16 protein-coding genes and 1 tRNA gene are annotated in these 22,122 nt (G+C 35.8%); 8 read left to right on the top strand and 9 right to left on the bottom strand.

Features of this window, described 5'->3' with window-relative positions:
• Positions 1-202: 202 nt before the first annotated feature.
• Entirely contained in the window at positions 203-1,957 is a 1,755-nt protein-coding gene (locus J1905_RS04515) for a S8 family peptidase (RefSeq protein ID WP_214226044.1), read from the top strand.
• Between the two features lie 15 nt (positions 1,958-1,972).
• On the opposite strand, the gene J1905_RS04510 is transcribed toward J1905_RS04515, so the two are convergent.
• Together J1905_RS04510 and J1905_RS04505 are read right to left on the bottom strand one after the other, a co-directional pair.
• Complete coding sequence (locus J1905_RS04510; RefSeq protein ID WP_214226043.1) at positions 1,973-2,551, bottom strand: methylated-DNA--[protein]-cysteine S-methyltransferase; 579 nt, start codon at positions 2,549-2,551, stop codon at positions 1,973-1,975.
• A gap of 262 nt (positions 2,552-2,813) precedes the next feature.
• Positions 2,814-2,887 (bottom strand) — tRNA-Met (locus tag J1905_RS04505).
• Between the two features lie 104 nt (positions 2,888-2,991).
• On the opposite strand from J1905_RS04505, the gene J1905_RS04500 reads away from it, so the two are divergent.
• The 3 genes from J1905_RS04500 (at position 2,992) to J1905_RS04490 (ending at position 6,195) form a co-directional block, all read left to right on the top strand.
• A complete protein-coding gene (locus J1905_RS04500; RefSeq protein WP_173091943.1) occupies positions 2,992-3,372 on the top strand; it encodes an START-like domain-containing protein in 381 nt (126 codons plus the stop codon).
• Between the two features lie 30 nt (positions 3,373-3,402).
• Positions 3,403-4,821 carry an LptF/LptG family permease gene (locus tag J1905_RS04495; RefSeq protein WP_214226042.1) on the top strand — a complete coding sequence of 473 codons (1,419 nt, stop codon included), beginning with the start codon at positions 3,403-3,405 and terminating at the stop codon, positions 4,819-4,821.
• Between the two features lie 162 nt (positions 4,822-4,983).
• Positions 4,984-6,195, top strand: coding sequence for a bifunctional 3,4-dihydroxy-2-butanone-4-phosphate synthase/GTP cyclohydrolase II (locus J1905_RS04490; protein WP_214226041.1), 1,212 nt, complete (start codon positions 4,984-4,986; stop codon positions 6,193-6,195).
• A 23-nt stretch (positions 6,196-6,218) separates the two neighbouring features.
• Here J1905_RS04490 and J1905_RS04485 read toward each other — a convergent pair whose 3' ends face one another.
• The gene (locus J1905_RS04485) at positions 6,219-10,463 is read right to left on the bottom strand and encodes a translocation/assembly module TamB domain-containing protein (RefSeq protein WP_250317996.1); all 4,245 of its coding nucleotides are present in this window, start codon (positions 10,461-10,463) and stop codon (positions 6,219-6,221) included.
• Positions 10,464-10,744: 281 nt separating this feature from the next.
• Here J1905_RS04485 and tsaD point away from each other — a divergent pair, with 281 nt between their 5' ends.
• Together tsaD and J1905_RS04475 are read left to right on the top strand one after the other, a co-directional pair.
• Entirely contained in the window at positions 10,745-11,746 is a 1,002-nt protein-coding gene (tsaD, locus tag J1905_RS04480; protein ID WP_214226040.1) for a tRNA (adenosine(37)-N6)-threonylcarbamoyltransferase complex transferase subunit TsaD, read from the top strand.
• Positions 11,747-11,773: 27 nt separating this feature from the next.
• Entirely contained in the window at positions 11,774-11,989 is a 216-nt protein-coding gene (locus J1905_RS04475) for a hypothetical protein (protein ID WP_250317995.1), read from the top strand.
• A gap of 65 nt (positions 11,990-12,054) precedes the next feature.
• Here J1905_RS04475 and recA read toward each other — a convergent pair whose 3' ends face one another.
• The 4 genes from recA to J1905_RS04455 all read right to left on the bottom strand — a co-directional run bounded on the left by recA (position 12,055) and on the right by J1905_RS04455 (position 14,949).
• Positions 12,055-13,074, bottom strand: coding sequence for a recombinase RecA (gene recA, locus J1905_RS04470; protein ID WP_108207638.1), 1,020 nt, complete (start codon positions 13,072-13,074; stop codon positions 12,055-12,057).
• A 118-nt stretch (positions 13,075-13,192) separates the two neighbouring features.
• Entirely contained in the window at positions 13,193-13,873 is a 681-nt protein-coding gene (nth, locus tag J1905_RS04465) for an endonuclease III (protein WP_214226039.1), read from the bottom strand.
• Between the two features lie 209 nt (positions 13,874-14,082).
• The gene (locus J1905_RS04460) at positions 14,083-14,274 is read right to left on the bottom strand and encodes a hypothetical protein (RefSeq protein WP_214226038.1); all 192 of its coding nucleotides are present in this window, start codon (positions 14,272-14,274) and stop codon (positions 14,083-14,085) included.
• A 99-nt stretch (positions 14,275-14,373) separates the two neighbouring features.
• On the bottom strand, positions 14,374-14,949 hold the full coding sequence (locus J1905_RS04455) for an RNA polymerase sigma factor (RefSeq protein ID WP_214226037.1): 576 nt from the start codon (positions 14,947-14,949) through the stop codon (positions 14,374-14,376).
• 271 nt (positions 14,950-15,220) lie between these two features.
• Between J1905_RS04455 and uvrA the strand changes: the two genes are divergently transcribed.
• A complete protein-coding gene (gene uvrA, locus J1905_RS04450; RefSeq protein WP_214226036.1) occupies positions 15,221-18,022 on the top strand; it encodes an excinuclease ABC subunit UvrA in 2,802 nt (933 codons plus the stop codon).
• A gap of 14 nt (positions 18,023-18,036) precedes the next feature.
• Positions 18,037-18,657 carry a LysE family transporter gene (locus J1905_RS04445; protein WP_214226035.1) on the top strand — a complete coding sequence of 207 codons (621 nt, stop codon included), beginning with the start codon at positions 18,037-18,039 and terminating at the stop codon, positions 18,655-18,657.
• A 4-nt stretch (positions 18,658-18,661) separates the two neighbouring features.
• Here the strand turns inward: J1905_RS04445 and J1905_RS04440 are convergent, their stop codons facing one another.
• The gene (locus tag J1905_RS04440) at positions 18,662-19,699 is read right to left on the bottom strand and encodes a DUF2157 domain-containing protein (protein WP_214226034.1); all 1,038 of its coding nucleotides are present in this window, start codon (positions 19,697-19,699) and stop codon (positions 18,662-18,664) included.
• A gap of 46 nt (positions 19,700-19,745) precedes the next feature.
• Entirely contained in the window at positions 19,746-21,968 is a 2,223-nt protein-coding gene (locus J1905_RS04435) for a cation:proton antiporter domain-containing protein (RefSeq protein ID WP_214226033.1), read from the bottom strand.
• Between the last annotated feature and the right edge of the window lie 154 nt (positions 21,969-22,122).

Raw genomic sequence — 22,122 nt, 5'->3', positions numbered from 1 at the left:
TAGCTAATCACTACAGGGTTTTCTTGTTTATAGCCAGTTTGATCTTATAACTGGATTGTACTATTCTTAATAGCTATTCAATAGTAATCAAATGTGTTCTCTACTCGTTATGATATTAGTGTTAAATAATGCTAAATCTTCATCAGAGATACAATAAAACCGTATAATTGTATTTTACGTTAATCTTATAAAAGCACTTTTAATGAAATTAAGATATATATTGCTGTTTGCACTTAGCTTTATCTTAAGCGGATCTGCATTTTCACAAAGTAAAGATATTAAGCTTCCTCCTAATTGGTATAATTTGGACTTAGTTGCTGATGGGTATTTCGGAATAAGTACTGAAAAGGCATATAAAGAATTGCTAAGCGATAAAAAGCCTAAACAAAATGTAATTGTTGCTGTAATTGATGGCGGTGTTGATATAAATCACGAAGATTTAAAAGATGTTTTGTGGACTAATAAAAAGGAGATTCCAGGCAATGGGATCGATGATGATGGCAATGGATATGTAGATGATATACATGGCTGGAATTTTATAGGTTCGAAAAATGGTAATCTTGCTTATGACAATCTTGAATTAGTTAGGATACTTAGGGAATATGGACCAAAGTACGTATCAACTATAAGATCTACCGTATTGGATAGTACTCAAAAAGAAGAATATGCTTTATATCTTAAAGCGAATGCCGAATTTGGAAGAAAGTACAATGATGCTCACTACACGTTTGGAATTGTAAGTGTGATAAATAAGGTTCTGGATTCAGTAGCTGTTATAAACAATAAAAAGATTCCTACATTGGATGATATTGATAAATATGTGGCCGACAATGAAGATGAGGAGCAAGTGAAGAAGATTATACGTGGAGGCTCTAAAGATAGTGGGGGTATTGATAAGTTCTACAAAGAGATGAAGGATGCATATAAGCAATACGATGTGATGCTTAAATATAATTTGAATGTGAAGTATGATCAAAGAAAAGAACTGGTTGGGGATGATTATACGAATGCTAGAGAACGATTGTATGGGAATAACGATGTCGCAGGACCCAATGCAGAACATGGTTCTCACGTTTCGGGCATTATAGGCGCTAATAGAGCCAATTCGATTGGTATTAATGGTGTAGCCAATAGTGTAAGTATAATGGCAATTAGAGTTGTACCAGAAGGTGACGAAAGAGATAAGGATGTAGCTAATGGAATCAGATATGCAGTTGACAATGGTGCAAAAGTTGTCAATATGAGCTTTGGTAAGGGCTTTAAATGGAATAAGGAAGTTGTTGATGAGGCCGTGAAGTATGCTGAAGAGAAGGGGGTATTACTTGTGCATGCAGCTGGGAATGATAATGAGGATGTTGATGTGAAGGATAACTATCCTAATAAATACTTTGATGGACCTGAAGCTATCGCTTACAAAAAATCAATTAAGAAAGATCTACTGGCAACAATTAAATTAAATCAAAATCAGGCACAAGGCCCCGTTATGAGAGGAGGAGCCAATACTATAATTAAAAAAGTAGTAGTGGATACTGCCAAATTCAAATTGCCACATGCAAATAACTGGATAGAGGTTGGAGCCAGTGCCTATGCAAATGATGCAAATTTGAAGGCATCTTTTTCTAACTATGGTAAAAATAACGTTGATGTATTTGCTCCTGGGTTTATGATTAACTCTACAGTTCCAGGTTCTAAATATGAAGAATTTGATGGAACAAGTATGGCAGCTCCTGTTGTATCAGGTCTTTCAGCTTTAATGCTAAGCTATTATCCAGATCTTAAACCTTACCAGGTAAGAGAGATTATAATGAAATCTGCGACTAAGGTTTTACAGAAGGTTAAGTATAAGAATGAAAGAGGTGAGACTGTTCGTATACCTTTCTCTGATCTTTGTGTTAGCGGAGGTATTGCAAATGCTTATGAGGCACTAAAACTTGCAGCAACGTATCAGACAAAATAGCCTATGCGTTTGTTGTTAAAACAAAGTGCCTTCTTGTATTTCTGAATTATTTCTTTCAAACTTCAATAACCACTTCTTTTTGTCGACTCCGGCGGCATATCCTGTCATAGTCCCATTACTGCCAATTACCCTATGGCAGGGTATTATAATTGCCAATCTATTTCTGCCGTTTGTAGATGCAATTGCGCGAATGGCTTTTGGATTGTTCATCATTTCTGCCTGTTCTTTATAAGTCCAGGTTTTCCCGTATGGGATTTTTTGAAGTGTTCTCCATACAGCTTGCGAAAACTCATTACCAGGCGTATGTAGGGGAACTGAAAAGATTTTCCTCTTTCCTTGAAAATATTCAATGAGTTCATCTTCTAATTGATTTAAGTGCTGATTTCTTCCAGTCACCAAAACTGCATTAAGCAATTTTTGTAAATCAGTAAATTCCTTTTCTAATCTGATTCGGTTAGTAAATTCTAATAAACAGACGCCTTCCGAAGTCGCTCCGGCCAACATCGGACCTAAAGGAGTAGAAATCTCCGTCATGGTGATTACAGAAGATCCTGCTAAGTCTATATCTTTTGAAGAATCGTGTTGAATTTCCATAATTTATCATTTAATTCAAATCTACTAAATAAAGGAAATAGAAATTGTAGGCAACCCGTTTTTTGTTTTTAAGGAATAAGTATTGAATCTTATGCGTCAGTTAATGCGTCAAAGACAAGCGATTTTAGTTTGTTTTTACGTAAGTAATAGATTATTGTTAGTATATTGAATTAATGAAAAATTCAATGCACTATTATATGAAATGCTGTTTAAATGGCTTTAAACGTAAAAAAGCCCACATTTCTGTGAGCTTTTATTCAAGTAGCGGGGAGCAGGATCGAACTGCCGACCTCAGGGTTATGAATCCTGCGCTCTAACCATCTGAGCTACCCCGCCGGGCGTCTTTTTTCTAAAGAGTTGCAAATATAGAATAAATTACTTTTCTTTAGAAATATAAATTAAAAAAATTGTCTAATAATTCAGAATATAAGTGTTCAACGATGTCAGAAAAGAAAAAATTTACGTTAGAATATGAATTGAGGTCGTCTCCACGTATTTTATTTAGTTTTATTAGTGAGCCAAATGGGTTGTCTCAATGGTTTGCCGATGATGTGATTTTCAGAGATCAGATGTACACATTTACATGGGACGATGAAGTCCAGAAAGCAAAGTTGCTAAGTGTTAAAGAAAATAAGTCAGTAAAGTTTAAATGGCTCGAAGATGAGCCACACTGTTATTTTGAGATGGAAATTGTACAAGACGAATTGACAAATGATGTAGCACTTTCTATAACAGATTTCGCTACTGATGATACATTGGCCGAGCGTACACTAATTTGGGATAATCAGATTAACTACCTGCACAGTGTAATTGGTGCCTAGTTTTTCAATAGCTTTGTCTACATTTGTATATTGAAAAAGATTCATTTACTTCTACTCAAAGCATTTATAAGGCCCTTCTTCGTCACATTCTTTATTGTGATGTTCATTTTGTTAATGCTTTTCCTATTTAAATATGTAGATGATTTAATAGGAAAGGGATTCGAATGGTACATTATATTAGAGTTAATGTATTATGCCTCTGCGGCAAATGTGTCGATGGCGCTTCCTTTGTCCATTTTATTGTCATCCATAATGACTTTTGGTACACTGGGAGAGAATTATGAGTTGGTTGCTATAAAATCTGCAGGAGTGTCGCTTCAGAAAGCGATGAGGCCTCTTTTTGTCCTCATTATATGTATAGCCATAAGCTCCTTCATATTTTCAGATTATATGCTACCCAAGGCGAATTTGAAATACGGATCGCTTTTATGGGATATAACTAATAAAAAGCTATCCTTTTTAATTAAGGAGGGGGTTTTTAATAACAGTATACCTGGCTATTCTATCAGGGTTAACAAAAAAGGAGACGACGGGGTTTCATTGTATGATGTAATGATTTATGATCATACAAATACAAATGGAATGGCTAAGATCATTATTGCTAAAGAAGGTAAGATGTATAGCAATGATAAGTACCTGTTTCTGAAACTAAAAAATGGCGTAAGGTACGAAGAGTCAAGTGGCCGTAATACCTATAACAACCCAAGGCAGGAATTAACAAGGATGCGATTTACTGAAACTGACCAGAAGTTTGATATTTCTAGTTTTAAAATGGCCAGAACAGACGAACAGGATTTTAGGAATAATACTCAGATGCTAAATTTAAAGGGTCTGACGAAGAAACGCGACTCCTTAGTGAAAGAGCTGGATAGCGTAAATAAATTCGCCTCTGCTACTGTAAACAACTACTATAGGCAAAACAACTACGCGAAAGGGTACACTAAAGTTAAAGTGCCGGCAAAAGAAATAAAAGGAGATATTTTAAAGACATTTCCTGAAAAGCAGAGGCTTGCAATTGTTCAAAGCGCTTTAGATTTAGCAACCTCAGTAAAACAAGCGACCTCCAGTAGAGTTGGTGATTATGAAGATAGAACCAGAAGTATAATAAAGGTCCAACTGGAATACCAACGAAAATTTACCTTGGCTGTTTCCTGTGTTTTATTGTTCTTTATTGGGGCTCCATTGGGAGCTATAATACGAAAGGGTGGACTTGGATTACCTGTGGTAATGGCAATAGTATTTTTTCTTTTGTACCACATTATAGCCACGGTTTCTGAAAAGTCGGCTACCACAGGCTCTTTGCTTCCTTTCTTTGGAATGTGGTTGGCTATATTTATTCTGTCGCCTTTAGGTGCATTCTTAACTTATAAGGCAACTGTTGATTCTGCTTTATTTGACGTGGGTTATTTTAAACAGGTATTTATAAATCTTTTCAAAAAGAAAAAATAGCATTTACAATCTCTAATTGAGGTAAATACCTAATATTCATTACTTATTTATGATAGTTTGTAGCGTGATATTGGATTTGAAGGTTGTAACTTTGCACTGTAAATCTTACTAACTAATCAGGCAACTTGATGATGTTACTTGATTATTGATATATTCAGAAAAATGGAAATCAAACTAGATACAATAGAAGAAGCTATTGCAGAAATAAAAGCGGGTAAAGCTATTATTGTTGTAGATGACGAAGATAGAGAGAACGAAGGCGATTTTATTACAGCTGCTGCAAATGCGACTCCTGAAATGATAAATTTCATGGCAACTTACGGCAGAGGTTTAATCTGTGCGCCGTTAACAGAAGAAAAATGTGATGAATTAGGTTTGGAGTTAATGGTGGGAAAAAACACCGCCGCTTTCGAAACTAATTTTACGGTTTCTGTTGATTTAAGAGGCCATGGCTGTACAACTGGTATTTCTGCTTCCGACAGATCCAAAACTATTAAGGCTTTAATCGATCCCAATATTGATCCTGCTGAATTGGGTAGACCAGGACATATCTTTCCATTAAGATCTAAAGATGGAGGGGTTCTAAGACGCTCAGGACATACTGAAGCATCTGTAGACTTAGCCCGACTTGCTGGGATGGAACCTGCGGGGGTTTTAGTTGAGATTATGAAGGATGATGGTGAAATGGCAAGACTTCCTGATCTGATTAAAATCGCAGCGCAACATCAGCTTAAAATAATCAGCATAAAAGACCTTATCGAATATAGATTAAGTAAAGAAAGTCTGATAGAACAGGAGGTAACTGTAAACTTACCTACGCAATGGGGAGATTTCAAAATGACTGCCTATACTCAAATTGATACTGGTGCAACACATTTGGCAATTAGTAAAGGAGAGTGGTCTTTAGATGAACCAGTATTAACAAGAGTACATAGTTCTTGTGTTACCGGTGATATTTTTGGATCATGCAGATGCGATTGTGGTCCTCAATTGCACAAAGCTATGGAGATGATCGATAGAGAAGGTAAAGGTGTAATCGTATACATGAATCAGGAAGGAAGAGGAATCGGACTTGTTAATAAACTACGTTCATATAACTTACAAGATGCCGGCCTGGATACAGTAGAAGCAAACATTAAATTAGGCTTTAAAGGAGACGAAAGAGATTACGGTGTTGGAGCTCAAATACTAAGAGCACAAGGCATCACTAAAATGAGATTGATGTCTAATAACCCAACCAAGCGTGCCGGTTTAATTGGCTATGGTTTGGAGATTGTAGAAAACATTCCAATAGAAATAGAAAGTAATATTCATAATGAGCTTTATCTTAAAACTAAGCGTGATAAGATGGGGCATCAAATAATGAAGGGCTAGAAAAAAAGTAGGTTATTTATAACCTACTTTTTTTTGCTCTTTTTTTCAGGAGTAACAGCTTCCTTATTTGCTGCGGGCTTATTAACCGGGATTGACTTTTTCTCCTCTTCTACTTTTTTCTTCAAAATTTCTTCCTCAGTTTTCTTTTTCAGATTTTGATTGTATTTGCCCGTTATTCTATGAAGGAACTCCCTGAAACTGTCAAATTGTTGACTATAAATAAGTCCAAAAGATGTTACATTGTTGTTTTGACTAATACCAGTGTTAAAGAAAGTATTTTGTTGAGTGGGAGGTTTATTGGCAAGCTTACCCACTAAAGTGCCATCCTTTTTAATTAGTGCTAAAACCTCAACCTCTCCGCCAACATTATTTCTGGTAAAGCCAATTGGCGATAAATCATTGGTACTGCGCTTATCTACAATTCCGGCATTTAAAACAATGCGGTCATTAAAAAATCTGAAGGAAGCATTAGCTTCACTTAAAGAACGGATATTAATATCTACGAAGTCGAGATTAAGTGAAGATAAAACATTGTTAAACTGATTAAACAACAGCTCAGTGGCCGTACTTGCAACCCCCGATGTTAATTGCTTACCTAGCGCTTCTTTTCCTGTGCCTGGAGCGAAACTACGTCTTATGATCAAACTAAGTGCCTGAAGGTTTCTGTTGTTGTCATCATTAAAGTAAGATTGCATTTCTTCTTTAATGGCAGGATTAGAAGGGAAGAAGATGTCAAGTTTGATGTCAGGTTTTAATAGTGACCCGCTTAAGCCCATTTCAACCTCGGTTAATACGCGCTCATTAGCATTGTTACCGCCATCCCTATTAGCTGCAGTATACAAATCACTAAGTCCTGCACGAAGTGAGTAGATAGCTTTTAGGTTTATTTGCGCGGTAGTAGGGTTTCCTGTCCAACGGATAGTACCACCTTGTCTAATGTTAAATTTCTTGTTTATGATCTCTTGAGCTGTAAAATCAAAACTTCCTGTTTCAATTATATAGTCACCAGACATCTCAAAATCACCCAGGCTGTTGATGTTAAGCGCCAAGTTTTTAGAGTATCCTTTTCCACTAAGATTTCCTAATGTAGTATAAATGTTAGCTGTACTATTTGCATCAACTTCAAGTTTTAGACTCATTGTAAGACCATCAAAACTCGTAGCTTTTTTTACGACCTTAGTGGTGTCTTTGCTTACAAAAGTTATGAAATCTTTATTTGATACAGTTTCAGAACTGTTAAGAGGGAGGTTAAAAACAGTACCTTTTTCCGTTTTGGCGTTAATATCTATAAATAACTTATTTGTTGGGCCTTTAAACCTAAAAGTACCGGTGCCATAGGCTTTTCCATAATATATAGCGTTATCTTTTTCGGTAGTATTCAAGGCCATGAAATCCTTAGCATCGATGTCAATATCCAGGGTTGGGGTATTGATGTTATTAAGGTCAACAGTGCCATTTGCGATTGCCTGATTACCATCAACATCAAGCAACTTCAAATCATTAATATCGATGACGCTGTTTTGAACCTCTACACGGTCGTTTAATGTATATCTCGTTTTAAGATAGTTAACTGTCACTTCACCCTTGTCAAAAGAAACCTCTCCGTTGATTTCAGGTTTTTTAAAAGGGCCTTTAACAGTTAGAGATGAAGAAATATGACCTTTAAGATTAGACACAAGTTCATTAACAAAGGGTTCCAAAATAGCCAATTCACTTTTGTCAAGGTTGATGTTCAGGTCCATCTCTTTCTTCTCAAGATCCAGAGCTCCTAATACGCGAAGAGTTTCTCTGTCGGAAGAGACTATATTGGTGTAAATGTTCGCTACATTATTTGTGCGATCATAGGATGAAGTATCTGTTAAATCACCAATGTAAGTGCTGTTAAAGGCTAAAGAATCAATTTTTATGTTATCAGTTATTTTAGGCGATTTTAGGATGTTGTATAACTTAGTTTCTCCATTGATGTTACCCGCTAACTGAACTCCATATGCTTTAACAAAAGGATTTATTGTTTTTAAACTGAAATTTTTAAATCCAACAAGTAGTAGATCTTTTGGATCATCCGAAAGAATTCCATCTACCGTGAGTAATTGATTGCCATTGCTTAAATCAAAATTGGTAATCTCTGTTTTTCCTTCATGGAAGTTAATTCTAACTTTTTCCTGGATCTTCCAATCTTCATTATTCACCGTGAGTTGGGATGGGAGTATGCTAACCCTAGCCGTTGTATCATTTGCAAACTCTACCAAACCGTTTAAATCCAGTTGATTTGCATCATCTGAATTGGCAAGTTTTAAGTTGAGTGAAAGGCTATCGTTTCTAAGGATATTTGAGATGTTGACATTTTTAATGTACAAACTATCATTTAAATCTACCCTGTCGGAAGTTATAATTGCCTGAATCTGATTTGCAGAAGTATTCTCGTCAATGATAATATTGTTTGCCGTAATACCATCGTATTTTAGTTTTTTTATGAAACCATTTAAAGTAGCAATGTTGTTTGGAGAGTCAAAATTGCCTATAAAAACTGCCTCATCTTCAATTGATAAGCCCGGGGCAAGAAGTTCCGCAATAGGTTCAAATCTTTTTATTTTCAGATTGAACTGAAAGATTTGATCGCCATAGGGGAGAACAACAGTTTTAAGAGAAGGGATATACCTCTTCGCTAGTGCTTTGTAATATGAAGGAATGGTGTTCAGGTTATATTGTCCTTTTAAGCTGGCATCTAGGATATCCGAATGAATTGTCAGGTCTCTATCTTTTCCTATACCTGCAGCTTTTAGCTCTACGGAATCAATGTTGTAAATACCTTTAACATTATCTAACCTAATTTGTTGAATTAAAAGTTTACCCTGAATGTTATTTAGGTTAGTTCCAGAGAAATTGGTGCTAAATGTAGCATCAACCTTTAAGGAATCTTTGTATAGTTTTAAGGCTTTTAACTTCGCATTGTTAATTGTGGCCTTAAAATTAAAGACGGGCAATTGGGGATTTAAATTTACTCCACCGTCAAAAACAAGCTGAACATTCTTGTCATTAATTTTCAGGCGACCATCAAAATACTTTTTATCAAATGTCCCGTCAATTTTAACATTCCTATATCGGTACTGATTAAAGTCGATGTACTCTATATCTCCATTTAGTTTTTCTGATAGACTTTTTATTTCGGTTCCTCTTCCTTGTACATTTAAAGAAGCCGAAATTTTTCCAAGCATATTCTCATCTAGCAGGTTCCCTAAATTGAAGTCGAATGATTTAACATTACCGGAGTAAGAAGGAATCCCTTTCTTATCTATTTTCATGTTAACATCAGAAACTAATCTGCCGAGCTTAGTTTTAAACTCTCCATAAGCAATAAAATCATTTTGAAATCCGGTAAATGAGCCATTAAAGTTGATGTTCCCAAATTTTCCAATGACAGCAGGGATCACTTTCGTCTTTTTTCCAGTTGTACTTGTTAGTATCTCATCCAGGTCGGCTTTATTTGTCCCTGCCATCTCTATTTTAAGATCCATAAATGTCTCTTTAAGATTTGGTAGTCCTTTTACAATAAAGTCACCTTTTATATAAGTTGCTTTTCCAGCTTTTACGGATAGTTTTTTTGCCTTAAGGTTATTAACTAAACCTGTAACCTTTCCATCAACATCAATTTCCAGGTTCATATCATTCAATTCCGGAGCAAAAAAGGCAACGTCTCGTGAGGCTAAATGGCTATCCTTAAAATTAGCTTTCATTCTTACTTTATTCACGTAGTCTCTAAAGTCACGGTATTTATTAAACCGCATTTGAAAGTAATCAGATAACCTACTCTTGTTGGTTACCAACATTAAGTTCTTTAACTCTATAGCATTCGTGTCGACAGTAGTAAAAGCAGTAAGGTTTTTAAGGTAAAAGCCGCTCTTCTCTTTAAAAGTAAGATTTTTGATGTCGGCCTGAAGAAGATGATCTGTAGTATTTAGCTTTTCAAAGATCCCATTAAAGCTAGTCAAATGAACATCATCAAAGTTAACTCCATTTATAATGGTGTCGACTCTCTGATTTTTGTACTTCAGATCCATGTTATTCAATATAACCCTATCAAAAGATACTTTATATGGCTTCTTTTTAGTTTTAACAGTGGGAGGGCCAGAATCAAAATAGTCAATAATAAAATCAAGATTAGTAGATCTATCTTTGTACGACTTCAAGAAGAAGGCACCATTATTAATTTGCACAGTATTGATGTCAACTATGCGTTTTTTGAGCGAAAGTCGATTGATATCTACCAAAAATTTAGGCGTATTTAGCAAAGTATCTTTCTGCTGATCCAGAACAAGCAGGTTTTCTATAACAACATACTTAAAAGGTTTTATGTATATGCCGGTTAAGGAAATCGTTGTATTAAGCTCTTTAGATAAGTATGCGGCCGCTTTTTTTGCTACAAATGTTTGAACTGGCCTAAATTGGATTGCAAATAAAATGACACCAGCAAGTAATAATACTGATGCAACGATCCAAAGAAGTATTTTTAATAGTTTTTTAATAATTTTGTAGCTTAATAATAATAAACGTGTCTGTAATACTTGCTATAGAATCTTCCTGCGATGAAACCTCCGTTGCTATATGTAACAACGGCAAAATTACTGCCAATGTTATTGCAAACCAAACAATTCATCAAAATTATGGAGGTGTAATTCCTGAATTAGCTTCAAGGGTTCATCAACAAAATATTGTTCCGGTAATACAACAGGCATTAGGCGATGCTAAAGTTAGTAAAAATGAACTAAATGCAGTTGCTTTTACTCAAGGACCGGGGTTACTAGGGTCTTTATTAGTAGGTGTTTCATTTGCTAAGTCATTTGCGTTAGCGTTAGATTTACCATTAATCTCGGTAAACCACATGCACGCCCATATTTTGGCTCACTTTATTGATGATCCTAAACCTAAATTTCCTTTCATTTGTCTAACAGTATCCGGCGGACATACTCAAATTGTTGTCGTGAGAAGCCATTTTGATATGGAGATCGTGGGCGAAACACTTGATGATGCAGCGGGTGAAGCATTTGATAAAACAGCTAAGATTTTAAGTTTACCTTATCCAGGTGGACCGCTTATTGATAAATATGCAGCGGGAGGAAATCCTCTGGCGTATAAATTTGGAGAACCTCAGATTAAAGATCTCAATTATAGCTTTAGTGGGTTTAAAACATCCATTTTATATTTTATAAGGAATCAGGAAAAGGAGAATCCGAACTTTATTTCGGAGAACTTAAATGATATTTGTGCTTCTGTTCAGCACAGTATAGTTCACATATTGCTAAATAAGTTAAAGAAAGCGGCAAAGCAATATGGAATTAGGGAGATCGCTATAGCTGGGGGTGTGTCAGCTAATAGTGGACTGAGAGCAGGTTTAACTGCCTTAGCGGAGGAGCTAAATTGGAATGTGTATATACCTGCTTTCCAGTATTGCACTGATAATGCAGCGATGATTGCTATTGCAGGTCATTTTAAATATTTAAATAAGGATTTTGTGGAACAAGATGTTGCACCTTTATCTAGAATGGAGTTTTAACATATAAAAAGTATAATTATGGGTGTGATGAGTTTTGTTTTCTTTGGTTTAATGCTTGTGCCATTAATCATCTTTTTAATCTGGTTAATTAAGAAAGATAAGAACAGAAACTATATAGGTCTTGTGGTTTTGGTATTGATGACGGTTATAGCAATTGTTGCTATTGTTAAGATCGACGCTCATTTTATGGAGAAAAATACTCCAGGTATGAATCCAAATAATCAGGCTCCAAGCTATAAGTAAGTAAAAGGTCTTAAATAAAAGAAGGCGGTATTTTTCAAAATACCGCCTTCTTTTATTTAAATTTTTTAAGCTTTCTCTTCCAGTTTTTCGCCGGTAACTTCAGCTCTAATTTTTGCTTCAATTTCTTCAGATAACTCTGGGTTATCAAGTAATAACTGTTTAACAGCATCTCTACCTTGACCTAGTTTAGTGTCTCCATAAGAGAACCAAGAACCAGCTTTTTTGATGATGTTAAAGTCAACACCTAAATCGATGATTTCACCGGTTTTAGATATTCCTTCGCCAAACATAATGTCAAACTCAGCAATACGGAAAGGTGGAGCAACTTTGTTTTTAACAATCTTTACTTTAACCCTGTTTCCTGCAACTTCGTCCGAATCTTTAATTTGCGAAGTTCTACGGATGTCTAAACGAACAGAAGCATAAAACTTTAGGGCATTACCACCGGTTGTTGTTTCTGGGTTTCCAAACATTACACCAATCTTTTCACGTAATTGGTTAATGAAAATACAGCAACATCCTGTTTTAGCAATAGTTCCTGTTAATTTACGTAAAGCTTGAGACATTAAACGAGCTTGAAGGCCCATTCTTGAATCTCCCATTTCCCCTTCAATCTCAGCTTTAGGTACCAATGCCGCAACTGAGTCAATAACAATTACATCAATTGCACCAGATCTGATTAGATTATCAGCAATTTCCAAAGCTTGTTCACCATTATCCGGTTGCGATATCAATAAATTATCTACATCAACGCCTAATTTTTTTGCATAGCCTTTATCAAACGCATGTTCAGCATCAATAATAGCAGCTAAGCCACCTTTTTTCTGTGCTTCAGCAATAATATGAGTTGCTAAAGTTGTTTTACCTGAAGATTCAGGGCCATATATTTCAATAACCCTTCCTTTTGGTACACCGCCAATTCCTAAGGCAATATCTAAACTAATAGATCCAGTCGAAATAGATTCGATAGGCTCTACAGCATTATCACCTAATTTCATAACAGTTCCTTTACCGTATGATTTTTCTAACTTATCTAAAGTAAGCTGTAATGCCTTTAATTTGTCTGCGTTTGCGTTTGTGCTCATATTATTAAATTCTGTAAGAAAGTAACGGCTTACATTTCTTAACGTAAAATGGTTTTCTTATTACTAATTATGTTAGCAAACATAACTATTATTTAATTTAAAATAACAAAATAAATTATTATTTTTTTGCTGTCGGCTCTAAATCACTAAATATTTTAGTTATTTTATTCTTGTTTTGATAATATTTGCAAAAGCTTGTGATTTCGCAAATACTACATTTTGGAGATCTTGCCAGGCAAACATATCTGCCATGCAATATCAACCAATGATGTGCAACATGTATCGTTTCTTCAGGTAAATTCTTTACCAGATCTTTTTCAACAGCCAAGGGAGTCTTCCCGGTGGTCAAGCCAATTCGGTTTGCAACCCTAAAAACATGAGTGTCCACAGCCATCGCCGGTGCATTGTAAATTACAGATGCAATTACATTGGCGGTTTTCCTTCCAACACCAGGCATTTTTTGCAAATCATCAACATCAGATGGGACTACATTGTTAAAATCATTTAGCAATATTTTAGCCATACCCACTAAATGTTTTGCTTTGTTATTCGGGTAGCTTACACTTCTAATGTAATCAAATACAATGTCAGGAGTAACGTCGGCTAATGCTTTCGCATCCGGAAAACGTTGAAACAGGGCAGGAGTAACCTGATTTATCCTCTTGTCTGTACATTGAGCAGATAAAATAACTGCAACAAGCAACTGAAATGGATTATTATAGTGCAATTCTGTTTCAGCATCAGGCTGCTTTACAGAAAAATGTGACACAAAAAGCTTATATCTTTCTTTTTTGAGCATTTGCAAACTTATATATTTTTGCTCTTAATTTTCAATTTTGCACCGATTGTCACCGAATGAAAGTATTCCATGCAATTTTATTTTAACGACATTCTTCTTTTTAAGAACGAGAAAAGTAAGTTTTTAATCGATGCGTAATAGTCATGATTGTCATTTACAAGAATAAAAAAAAGCTGCCAAAACGTTGGCAGCTTTAATCCGTTTGTAAATTACTTGGCTCTTGAGTAGGCTAAAATCTTCGAAATCGTTGTCTCAGAAGGGTTTCTAGCTAAGCTGTCCAACTGCGGTTTTATGTTCTCATAGAACGATAAATCCTGTGGTTCAACATCATTTGCAGGAATCATTTCCTGTTTTTGCTGTTCGTAATTTAGTTTGTTAACTGAAGTAGAGGTTTCCATCATAAGCAATAAGCGTATATTAGTTTTACTAATTAACGCTATTGTTATTAATTTATTTTAACCCTAACAATAATTATTTATATTTTTTTATTTTTAATGATATTAAGATACTTCCTTAACCTTCATCATTTTACGAAGATTGCTCAAAGCATATCTCATACGTCCTAAAGCCGTATTTATACTTACATCAGTTAAATCAGCTATTTCTTTAAAACTGAGGTCGGCGTAGTGTCGCATTATTAAAACTTCTTTCTGATCATCCGGCAGTAAATGAATCATTGCCCTTAAATCAAAATGAGTTTGATCTCTTAAAATCCTGTCCTCCGCACTTTCTTCATGAAATTGCAGCAGATTAAAGACATCAGTGCCATCTGCACTTGTAATAACCGGACCTCGTTTTTCACGTCTAAAATAATCTATAACCAAGTTATGCGCAATACGCATTACCCAAGGTAAAAACTTACCTTCTTCATTGTAACGTCCAGATCGTAATGTGTTAATAACCTTAATAAAGGCATCCTGAAATATATCTTCCGCTAAGTATTGGTCTTTAACCAATAAATAGATTGACGTATAAATTTTTGATTTGTGTCTTCTTAAAAGTTCTTCCAAAACGGCTTCGTTGCCGGTAAGGTATAACTTCACCAAATCCTGATCACTATATTGTTGTAATTTCATAGGAGTATCCTTACTAAATCCCTTGCTCTTATTATTGCTAAAAAATACTTAGTAGATGTTTGTTTCGATATGATTTCTCCTATTGGTTTTTATGATGGTGGTGTGTTGTTGTTCAGTTAATTATTTCAAAAGAAGCGTTTTTTTATTAGAATTCAATAGAAAAAGTGTTAAAAAAAAATAAAAGTGGTCTGAGAGCCTTATTTTTGCAATGTCCCAAAAAACCAAATATTCGTTTTTTGAGGTATATTAGCAGTATTCTATCACGAAATCAATGAATAACGAAATCGACAAAGATCCACACAAAAATATTATCATAAAGGGTGCCAGAGTTCATAACCTAAAGAATATAGATGTAGCAATTCCTAAAAACAAGCTGGTTGTAATAACCGGAATGTCGGGATCAGGCAAGTCATCTTTAGCATTTGATACCCTATACGCTGAAGGTCAGAGGAGATACGTTGAGAGTTTGTCTTCTTATGCCCGTCAGTTTATGGGTAGGATGAATAAACCTGATGTTGATTACATAAAAGGAATTGCTCCGGCGATTGCTATCGAACAGAAGGTCATCACCTCAAATCCGCGATCAACAGTAGGTACTTCAACTGAGATTTATGATTACCTTAAACTGTTATTCTCCAGAATTGGGAAAACGTATTCTCCTATTTCAGGCAACGTGGTAAAAAAAGACACAGTTACTACAGTAGTCGATTTCATCTCTAATCTTGAAGAAGAGAGCACTGTTACTATATTTTGTCCTTTATTTCCTCACAACAATAGATCAGTAAAAGAAGAGTTAGCAGTACTATTACAAAAAGGCTTTTTACGGATTTTTTATAATGATGCAGTTCACAAAATTGAAGCTATTCTTGAAGATGAATCTTTTAAAGATTTCGAATTAAAAGACGAAAATACAATTAAGATTCTGATTGATAGAATTGTAGTTAACACAGAAGAGGAAACTTTGAGTCGCATAGCTGATTCAGTGCAAACTGCTTTCTTCGAAGGAAAGGGAGATTGTTATGTAGACCATGATGGAAAGCTAACAAACTTTTGTGACCGTTTTGAGCTTGATGGAATTCGTTTCGACGAACCAACTCCAAATTTCTTCAGTTTTAATAACCCCTATGGTGCCTGTAAAAGGTGCGAAGGTTATGGAAACGTAATAGGTATAGATGAAGATTTAGTTATTCCTGATAAAAGTAAAAGCGTTTTCGACAATGCAATTGCACCTTGGCGAGGCGAAAAAATGAAGGAATGGCTTGCTAAGCTTGTCAAAGGTGCTGCTAAATTTGACTTCCCGATTCACAGACCATTTAATGAATTAACCGAAAAGGAACAAAAATTATTATGGACGGGCAATAAGTATTTTGAAGGACTTGATGCTTTTTTTAAAGAACTGGAAGAGCAAACCTTTAAAATCCAATACCGTGTAATGCTGTCTCGTTATAGAGGTAAAACTTCTTGTCCTGATTGTAAAGGCTCAAGGTTACGTAAAGATGCATCGTATGTAAAAATCAACGATAAATCTATTATTGATATCGTTTTGATGCCTTTATCAACTATTCTTAACTTCTTCGATAATTTAAACCTTTCATCAAATGATGAGAAAATAGCAAAACGTTTATTGGCCGAGGTTAGTAGTCGTGTGCTATATCTCAACAATGTAGGGTTAGGCTATCTTACACTTAACAGGCTGTCTAATACACTTTCAGGAGGTGAATCTCAACGGATTAATCTTGCTACTTCGTTAGGAAGTAGCCTGGTGGGCTCTATATACGTGCTTGATGAACCAAGTATAGGATTACATCCAAGAGATACCAATAAGCTGATAGAGGTGCTGGTTTCACTTAGAAACGTAGGTAATACAGTTCTTGTGGTAGAGCATGAGGAGGAAATGATGAAGGCAGCTGACCATATTATTGATATAGGTCCGGAAGCTGGAACTCATGGCGGTAACCTTGTTTTCAGTGGTACATACGATCAAATCATTAAAGATAAGAATAGCTTAACCGGAAAATATCTCTCTGGTGAGGAGCAAATCTCGATTCCTGCAAAAAGAAGAGGGTGGAAAGACCATATTCTGATTAAGGGTGCCAGAGAAAACAACCTTAAAAATATAGATGTAAAATTCCCTTTGGGTGTGTTTACAGTTGTGAGTGGAGTTTCTGGATCAGGAAAAACAAGTTTAATAAAGAAAATACTATACCCTGCTGTACAAAAAGCAATAGGAAATTACTCTGGAGAACAAACAGGAGCTTATGATGGTATTTACGGTAATTATGAATTGGTTAGCCAGGTTGAAATGGTCGATCAAAACCCGATCGGCCGATCCTCAAGGTCTAATCCGGTAACTTACGTAAAAGCGTGGGATGATGTACGAGCTTTGTTTTCAGCTTTACCTGCTTCAAAGGCCGCGAGCCTAAAACCTGCAGCATTTTCGTTTAATGTGGAGGGTGGTCGTTGTGATGTTTGCCAGGGTGAGGGAGAAGTTAAAATAGAAATGCAGTTTATGGCAGATATTTACCTGCCATGCGAAACTTGTGGAGGCCGAAGATTTAAGCAACAGGTACTTGATGTAACTTATCAGGATAAAAACGTAGCCGATATCTTAGACTTAACAATCGAAGAGGCAGTAGAATTCTTTAAAAATGAGCCCAAAATATTAAACAAACTACAACCTCTGGTTGATGTGGGTTTAGGTTATGTACATTTGGGTCAATCCTCTAATACCCTTTCAGGTGGTGAGGCGCAGCGTATTAAACTGGCTTCCTTCTTAATCAAAGGAAATAATGCTAATAAAACCCTGTTCATATTTGATGAGCCAACTACCGGTTTGCACTTCCATGATATTAAAAAACTTTTAATTGCACTTAATACTTTAATAGAACAGGGCAATACAATTTTAGTAATAGAGCACAATATGGACATGATAAAATCTGCTGATTGGGTAATAGATATTGGTCCTGAAGGTGGTGATAAAGGTGGTAATGTTGTTTTTGAAGGCACGCCTGAGGATCTTTTAGCAGTAAAAGCATCTTATACTGCTAAGTATTTAAAAGCTCATTTGAAATAATTGTATCTTCGCGCATGCTATTTTTAACACTCTTTTTAGGGGTAATTCTGAACATGATTGGTTACATACCTCCGGGAAATATTAATTTAACGGTAGTTCAGATAACGATTACGAGAGGGCTGCGTCAGGCCTTATACTTTATTATGGCGTTTTCAACTGTCGAAATATTCTTTACTTTCGGAGTGATGCGTTTTGTACAATGGCTATCGAGCGAAATTAAGCTCGATAATATCATTGATGTTATCATGGTTTTCATGTTCGGGATACTAGGCGTAATTACCTGGAAATCTCGCAAAGAGATGCCTAAAGCCGATTATTCAAAAAAAGACAGTATAAAATACGGCTTAATTTTAGGCGTTGTTAACCCAATGCAAATACCTTACTGGTTATTTGTGGGTACGTATCTGATATCACATGAATGGATAGATATTGGATACCTTTCTTTGTCTGTTTTCAGTGTCGGCTCGGGTATTGGTGCCGGCTTAGCATTGTACGGCTTTGCACGCTTTGCTCAGTATATTCAAGAGAAATTCGCGCTGAGTAGCTACATAGTTAATAAAGGAATTGCTATATTATTTTTTGCTTTATCGGCATATCATGTATGTAAAATAGTGTACATACATTTTATAAAGTAATAAGCTATTTCTTTAGAAATTCGAGATTCCAGATCTTTTCTGCTCTGCGGCCAATAAACCAGAATGAAGCGGCGAGTACACAAAAGAATAAGGCCTTGTGCCAGCTGTCCCAAAAGTATTCAAAATACCGTGTGTAAAGGTTAATAAACAAAAAGGTAATGCCAAATTCTCTGGCAATATCATCTCTATATTTCAAACCGATGTAAATGCTGATCAGGCAGAAGGCGGCCGACAGTATACCCCAATAAAACAAACTTAATTGTTTTACAGAATACCATTCTTCTAATGAACTGAAGTTACCGAAGACTGAAAGTAACCACAGAGAAACAAATAAATAGACCATACCACAGACATAATTTGTCTGGAAAAAGATGCCCATCTTTTTATTGTCTTTAATTAGAAAAGAAAATCCGGTAAGGCATAAACCAAAAATTACAAAGCGAAGTGGATAATTCATCCCAAGAAAGTACCAGTTCCAACGAGATAAATAACCAGTTTCCGTACCAAACCAGGCCCCTAGTGAAATCAATACGAAAGCCCATATCAATCTTGATTTAAAGATATAGGCGAGTATTCCATAAATAAACACAGAAGCCAGTATAAGTAAAGAGAAGTGTGAACTGCCGTTGTCAATAGCCTTGCCCAGGTAAGCAATAGCATTGGCCGTTAACATTACCGCGGTAAAAACCATGGCCTCATTACTAAATACCAGATGCGATTTGAGCTTCTTTCTTTTAAAACTGAAGTAGTATAAGGCAGCTGCACCAGCTGCCGATAAAATACTTATCATCACATCAGAAGCAGTAAAAATGTGCTCCAGATAGTTTAAAATCTTGTTGTCAATTAAAAGAGCACCCAGAGATATAACGCCACAGGCCATTGCAATCCAAAAAGAGTACTGAGCTAATCGGCGCCAGTCGAAGCTTTTAGTCTCATAACTGTTACGTAACTTTTTAACGTCATCTGGCGACAAGAGGTTCTCTTCTTGCCAATGATTGAGCATTTCGTCTAAAAAGTCGCTCTTTTCCTGGTCTACTTTCATTGATATACAAGGTACATTCTGTTACAGTAAAATCAAAATTTACAGATTACTTTAGCAGGTTAGGAACTTTCTTGTTGTTACCTACAATCCACACGATATCACCATTCTCAAATGTAAGGGTCGAATCAGGATTCAGTATCCGCTCTCCATTTCTTTCAATTCCTACAACAAGCCCCTGAGTCATTTCCCTAATACCTGAATTTCGAATCGTCTGACCATAAACTGGGGAACTGCTATTGATCACTATTTTTTGAAGAGCCATATCTTCTTTAGGGAAGCTAGATTGTACATTTTCATCTGTACTTCCTTCAAATAATTCCTTCACTGCGGCCAGCTGATCGTCGGTTCCAATTACTAAAACTTTATCATTAGGATAAAGGCGTTCATCTCTGCCCGGAGTTGGGATCATGATTTTTCCACGTTCAATTAATGCAATGTTGACACCGTATTTCTCTCTTACAGATAACTCAATAAGGGTTTTTCCAACAAGAGTTGATTCCGGTGCAACTGTGAGTTCTACTAAGTGTGTATCCCAAGGTAGTATCTCAGGTTGGGCATTTTGAGCTTCTCTAGCGTTAAGGTTAAGTAGAAATCTGCTTTCAAGTTTGTTGTAAAAACCTTGTAGCCTTCTCGAGAAAACAAACATACAGGATACAATTAAGGCAATTGCAATAACAATTGAAACCCATGTGCTGTAGAACTGATAAATTAAAATGCCGACAAAGAAGATGGCCAAAGAAATACGTAAAATCTCAAGTGCAATTAGTGGCCCACGAGTATACTTTTTGTTTAACCACAGGTGCGAATAAGCCTTTCTTTCTATTCGTCTAATCGCAAGTGCCCATAAGAAAGGAGTCATGATAAACAACGTAAGTATCAAGCTTACAATAATGCCATTATTGCCATTAATCAGGTTTTGAGTGATAAATGGTTGTAGGTACTTTGAACCCAAAAATACTATCGCAATAAGAATAACCGAGTGTATAATAAGGTTAAAGGTGTACGATTTAAGTAACGTTTTCCAATCGCTTAAAGTGGTTATACCTGCTGTACTTGAACTATAGCGGTTAATGCCTTCAACCCATTTTTTAGGAAGTTTACGTTCTAAAAAGAAGTAAAATGGTTCAGAGAATTTAATCAGATATGGAGTAGTAAAAGTTGTAATTGCCGATACAGCAACGGCTATTGGATATAAGAAGTCACTGGTTACCTTAAGTGTTAATCCTAACGTTGCAATGATAAAAGAGAACTCCCCAATCTGAGCCAAACTTAAGCCAGTCTGTACCGAAGTCTTTAAAGGCTGTCCAGAAACCAAAGCACCTAATCCTGAACTTAGAAACTTGCCTAAAACAGTGGCTAAAGTAATTACAACAATAGGAACAGCGTAATCAACCAGAATGCTTGGATTGATTAACATACCTACCGATACAAAGAAAATTGCAGCAAATAAATCTTTTACAGATTTTGTGAGGTGTTCTATTCTTTCTGCCTGTGTAGTTTCAGCCAATATTGAGCCCATAATAAATGCGCCCAAAGCAGGAGAGAAGCCAACTTTAACAGCCAATAGTACCATCAATAAACACAAAGCGATGGAAACCACAAGCATGGTCTCATCATTCATTAATTTCTTGGTTGCCTTTAAAAAAGTAGGTACAAGAAATATTCCACCTATAAACCACAAAACAAGGAAGAAACAAAGCTTTAATATAGAAATCAACATTTCTGCACCAGCAAATTGTTGACTAACAGCAAGAGTAGATAGCAATACCAATAATAAGATGGCAACAAGATCTTCAACAATAAGCACTCCAAATACCAGTCCCGCAAATTTTTTATGCTTTACCCCAAGCTCTTCAAAAGCCCTTATGATGATTGTTGTTGATGACACGGATAATATACCCCCGAGAAATATACTGTCCATTGTAGACCAGCCCATTGCCAATCCGGCCACAAAGCCAATGATCAGCATAAACACAACCTCAACAATGGCTGTTATGGAGGCTGAGCCTCCAACCTTTACCAGTTTTTTAAAACTAAATTCAAGCCCTAAACTAAATAATAAGAAGATAACCCCAATCTCTGCCCAGATATTGATACTTTCATTATCTGTAACAGTTGGAATAAATTTAACGTGTGGACCAACCAGTAATCCTGCTAAAATATAGCCAAGCACTAATGGTTGTTTAATTTTTTTAAAAAGGAGTGTAGTTACTCCAGCAGCTGCAAGTATTAAGCCTAAATCAGTAATTAATACTGGTAAATGTATCATAGAAACGCGTATTTTTTAATGTATAATTTATTGTGTTAACGTATTGGGGCTAAATTATAATTACCAAAAAACATGTTTTGGGTACAGAAAATTAAAGATATAGGAGTAACTCGAAAATGAAAAGGAACTGTAATAATTTGCAATTAACGGGCAT

The organism is Pedobacter sp. B4-66, from assembly GCF_018492665.1.
Classification (GTDB): Bacteria; Bacteroidota; Bacteroidia; order Sphingobacteriales; family Sphingobacteriaceae; genus Pedobacter.
The sequence above is the reverse complement of the archived record's forward strand: the minus strand, read 5'-3'. Positions and strand labels throughout refer to the sequence as shown.

Coding starts and splice junctions, on each gene's coding strand:
- J1905_RS04515 (WP_214226044.1), top strand. CDS start 203: ATGAAATTAAGATATATATTGCTGTTTGCACTTAGCTTTATCTTAAGC.
- J1905_RS04510 (WP_214226043.1), bottom strand. CDS start 2,551: ATGGAAATTCAACACGATTCTTCAAAAGATATAGACTTAGCAGGATCT.
- J1905_RS04500 (WP_173091943.1), top strand. CDS start 2,992: ATGTCAGAAAAGAAAAAATTTACGTTAGAATATGAATTGAGGTCGTCT.
- J1905_RS04490 (WP_214226041.1), top strand. CDS start 4,984: ATGGAAATCAAACTAGATACAATAGAAGAAGCTATTGCAGAAATAAAA.
- J1905_RS04475 (WP_250317995.1), top strand. CDS start 11,774: ATGAGTTTTGTTTTCTTTGGTTTAATGCTTGTGCCATTAATCATCTTT.
- recA (WP_108207638.1), bottom strand. CDS start 13,074: ATGAGCACAAACGCAAACGCAGACAAATTAAAGGCATTACAGCTTACT.
- nth (WP_214226039.1), bottom strand. CDS start 13,873: ATGCTCAAAAAAGAAAGATATAAGCTTTTTGTGTCACATTTTTCTGTA.
- J1905_RS04460 (WP_214226038.1), bottom strand. CDS start 14,274: ATGATGGAAACCTCTACTTCAGTTAACAAACTAAATTACGAACAGCAA.
- J1905_RS04455 (WP_214226037.1), bottom strand. CDS start 14,949: ATGAAATTACAACAATATAGTGATCAGGATTTGGTGAAGTTATACCTT.
- uvrA (WP_214226036.1), top strand. CDS start 15,221: ATGAATAACGAAATCGACAAAGATCCACACAAAAATATTATCATAAAG.
- J1905_RS04445 (WP_214226035.1), top strand. CDS start 18,037: ATGCTATTTTTAACACTCTTTTTAGGGGTAATTCTGAACATGATTGGT.
- J1905_RS04440 (WP_214226034.1), bottom strand. CDS start 19,699: ATGAAAGTAGACCAGGAAAAGAGCGACTTTTTAGACGAAATGCTCAAT.
- J1905_RS04435 (WP_214226033.1), bottom strand. CDS start 21,968: ATGATACATTTACCAGTATTAATTACTGATTTAGGCTTAATACTTGCA.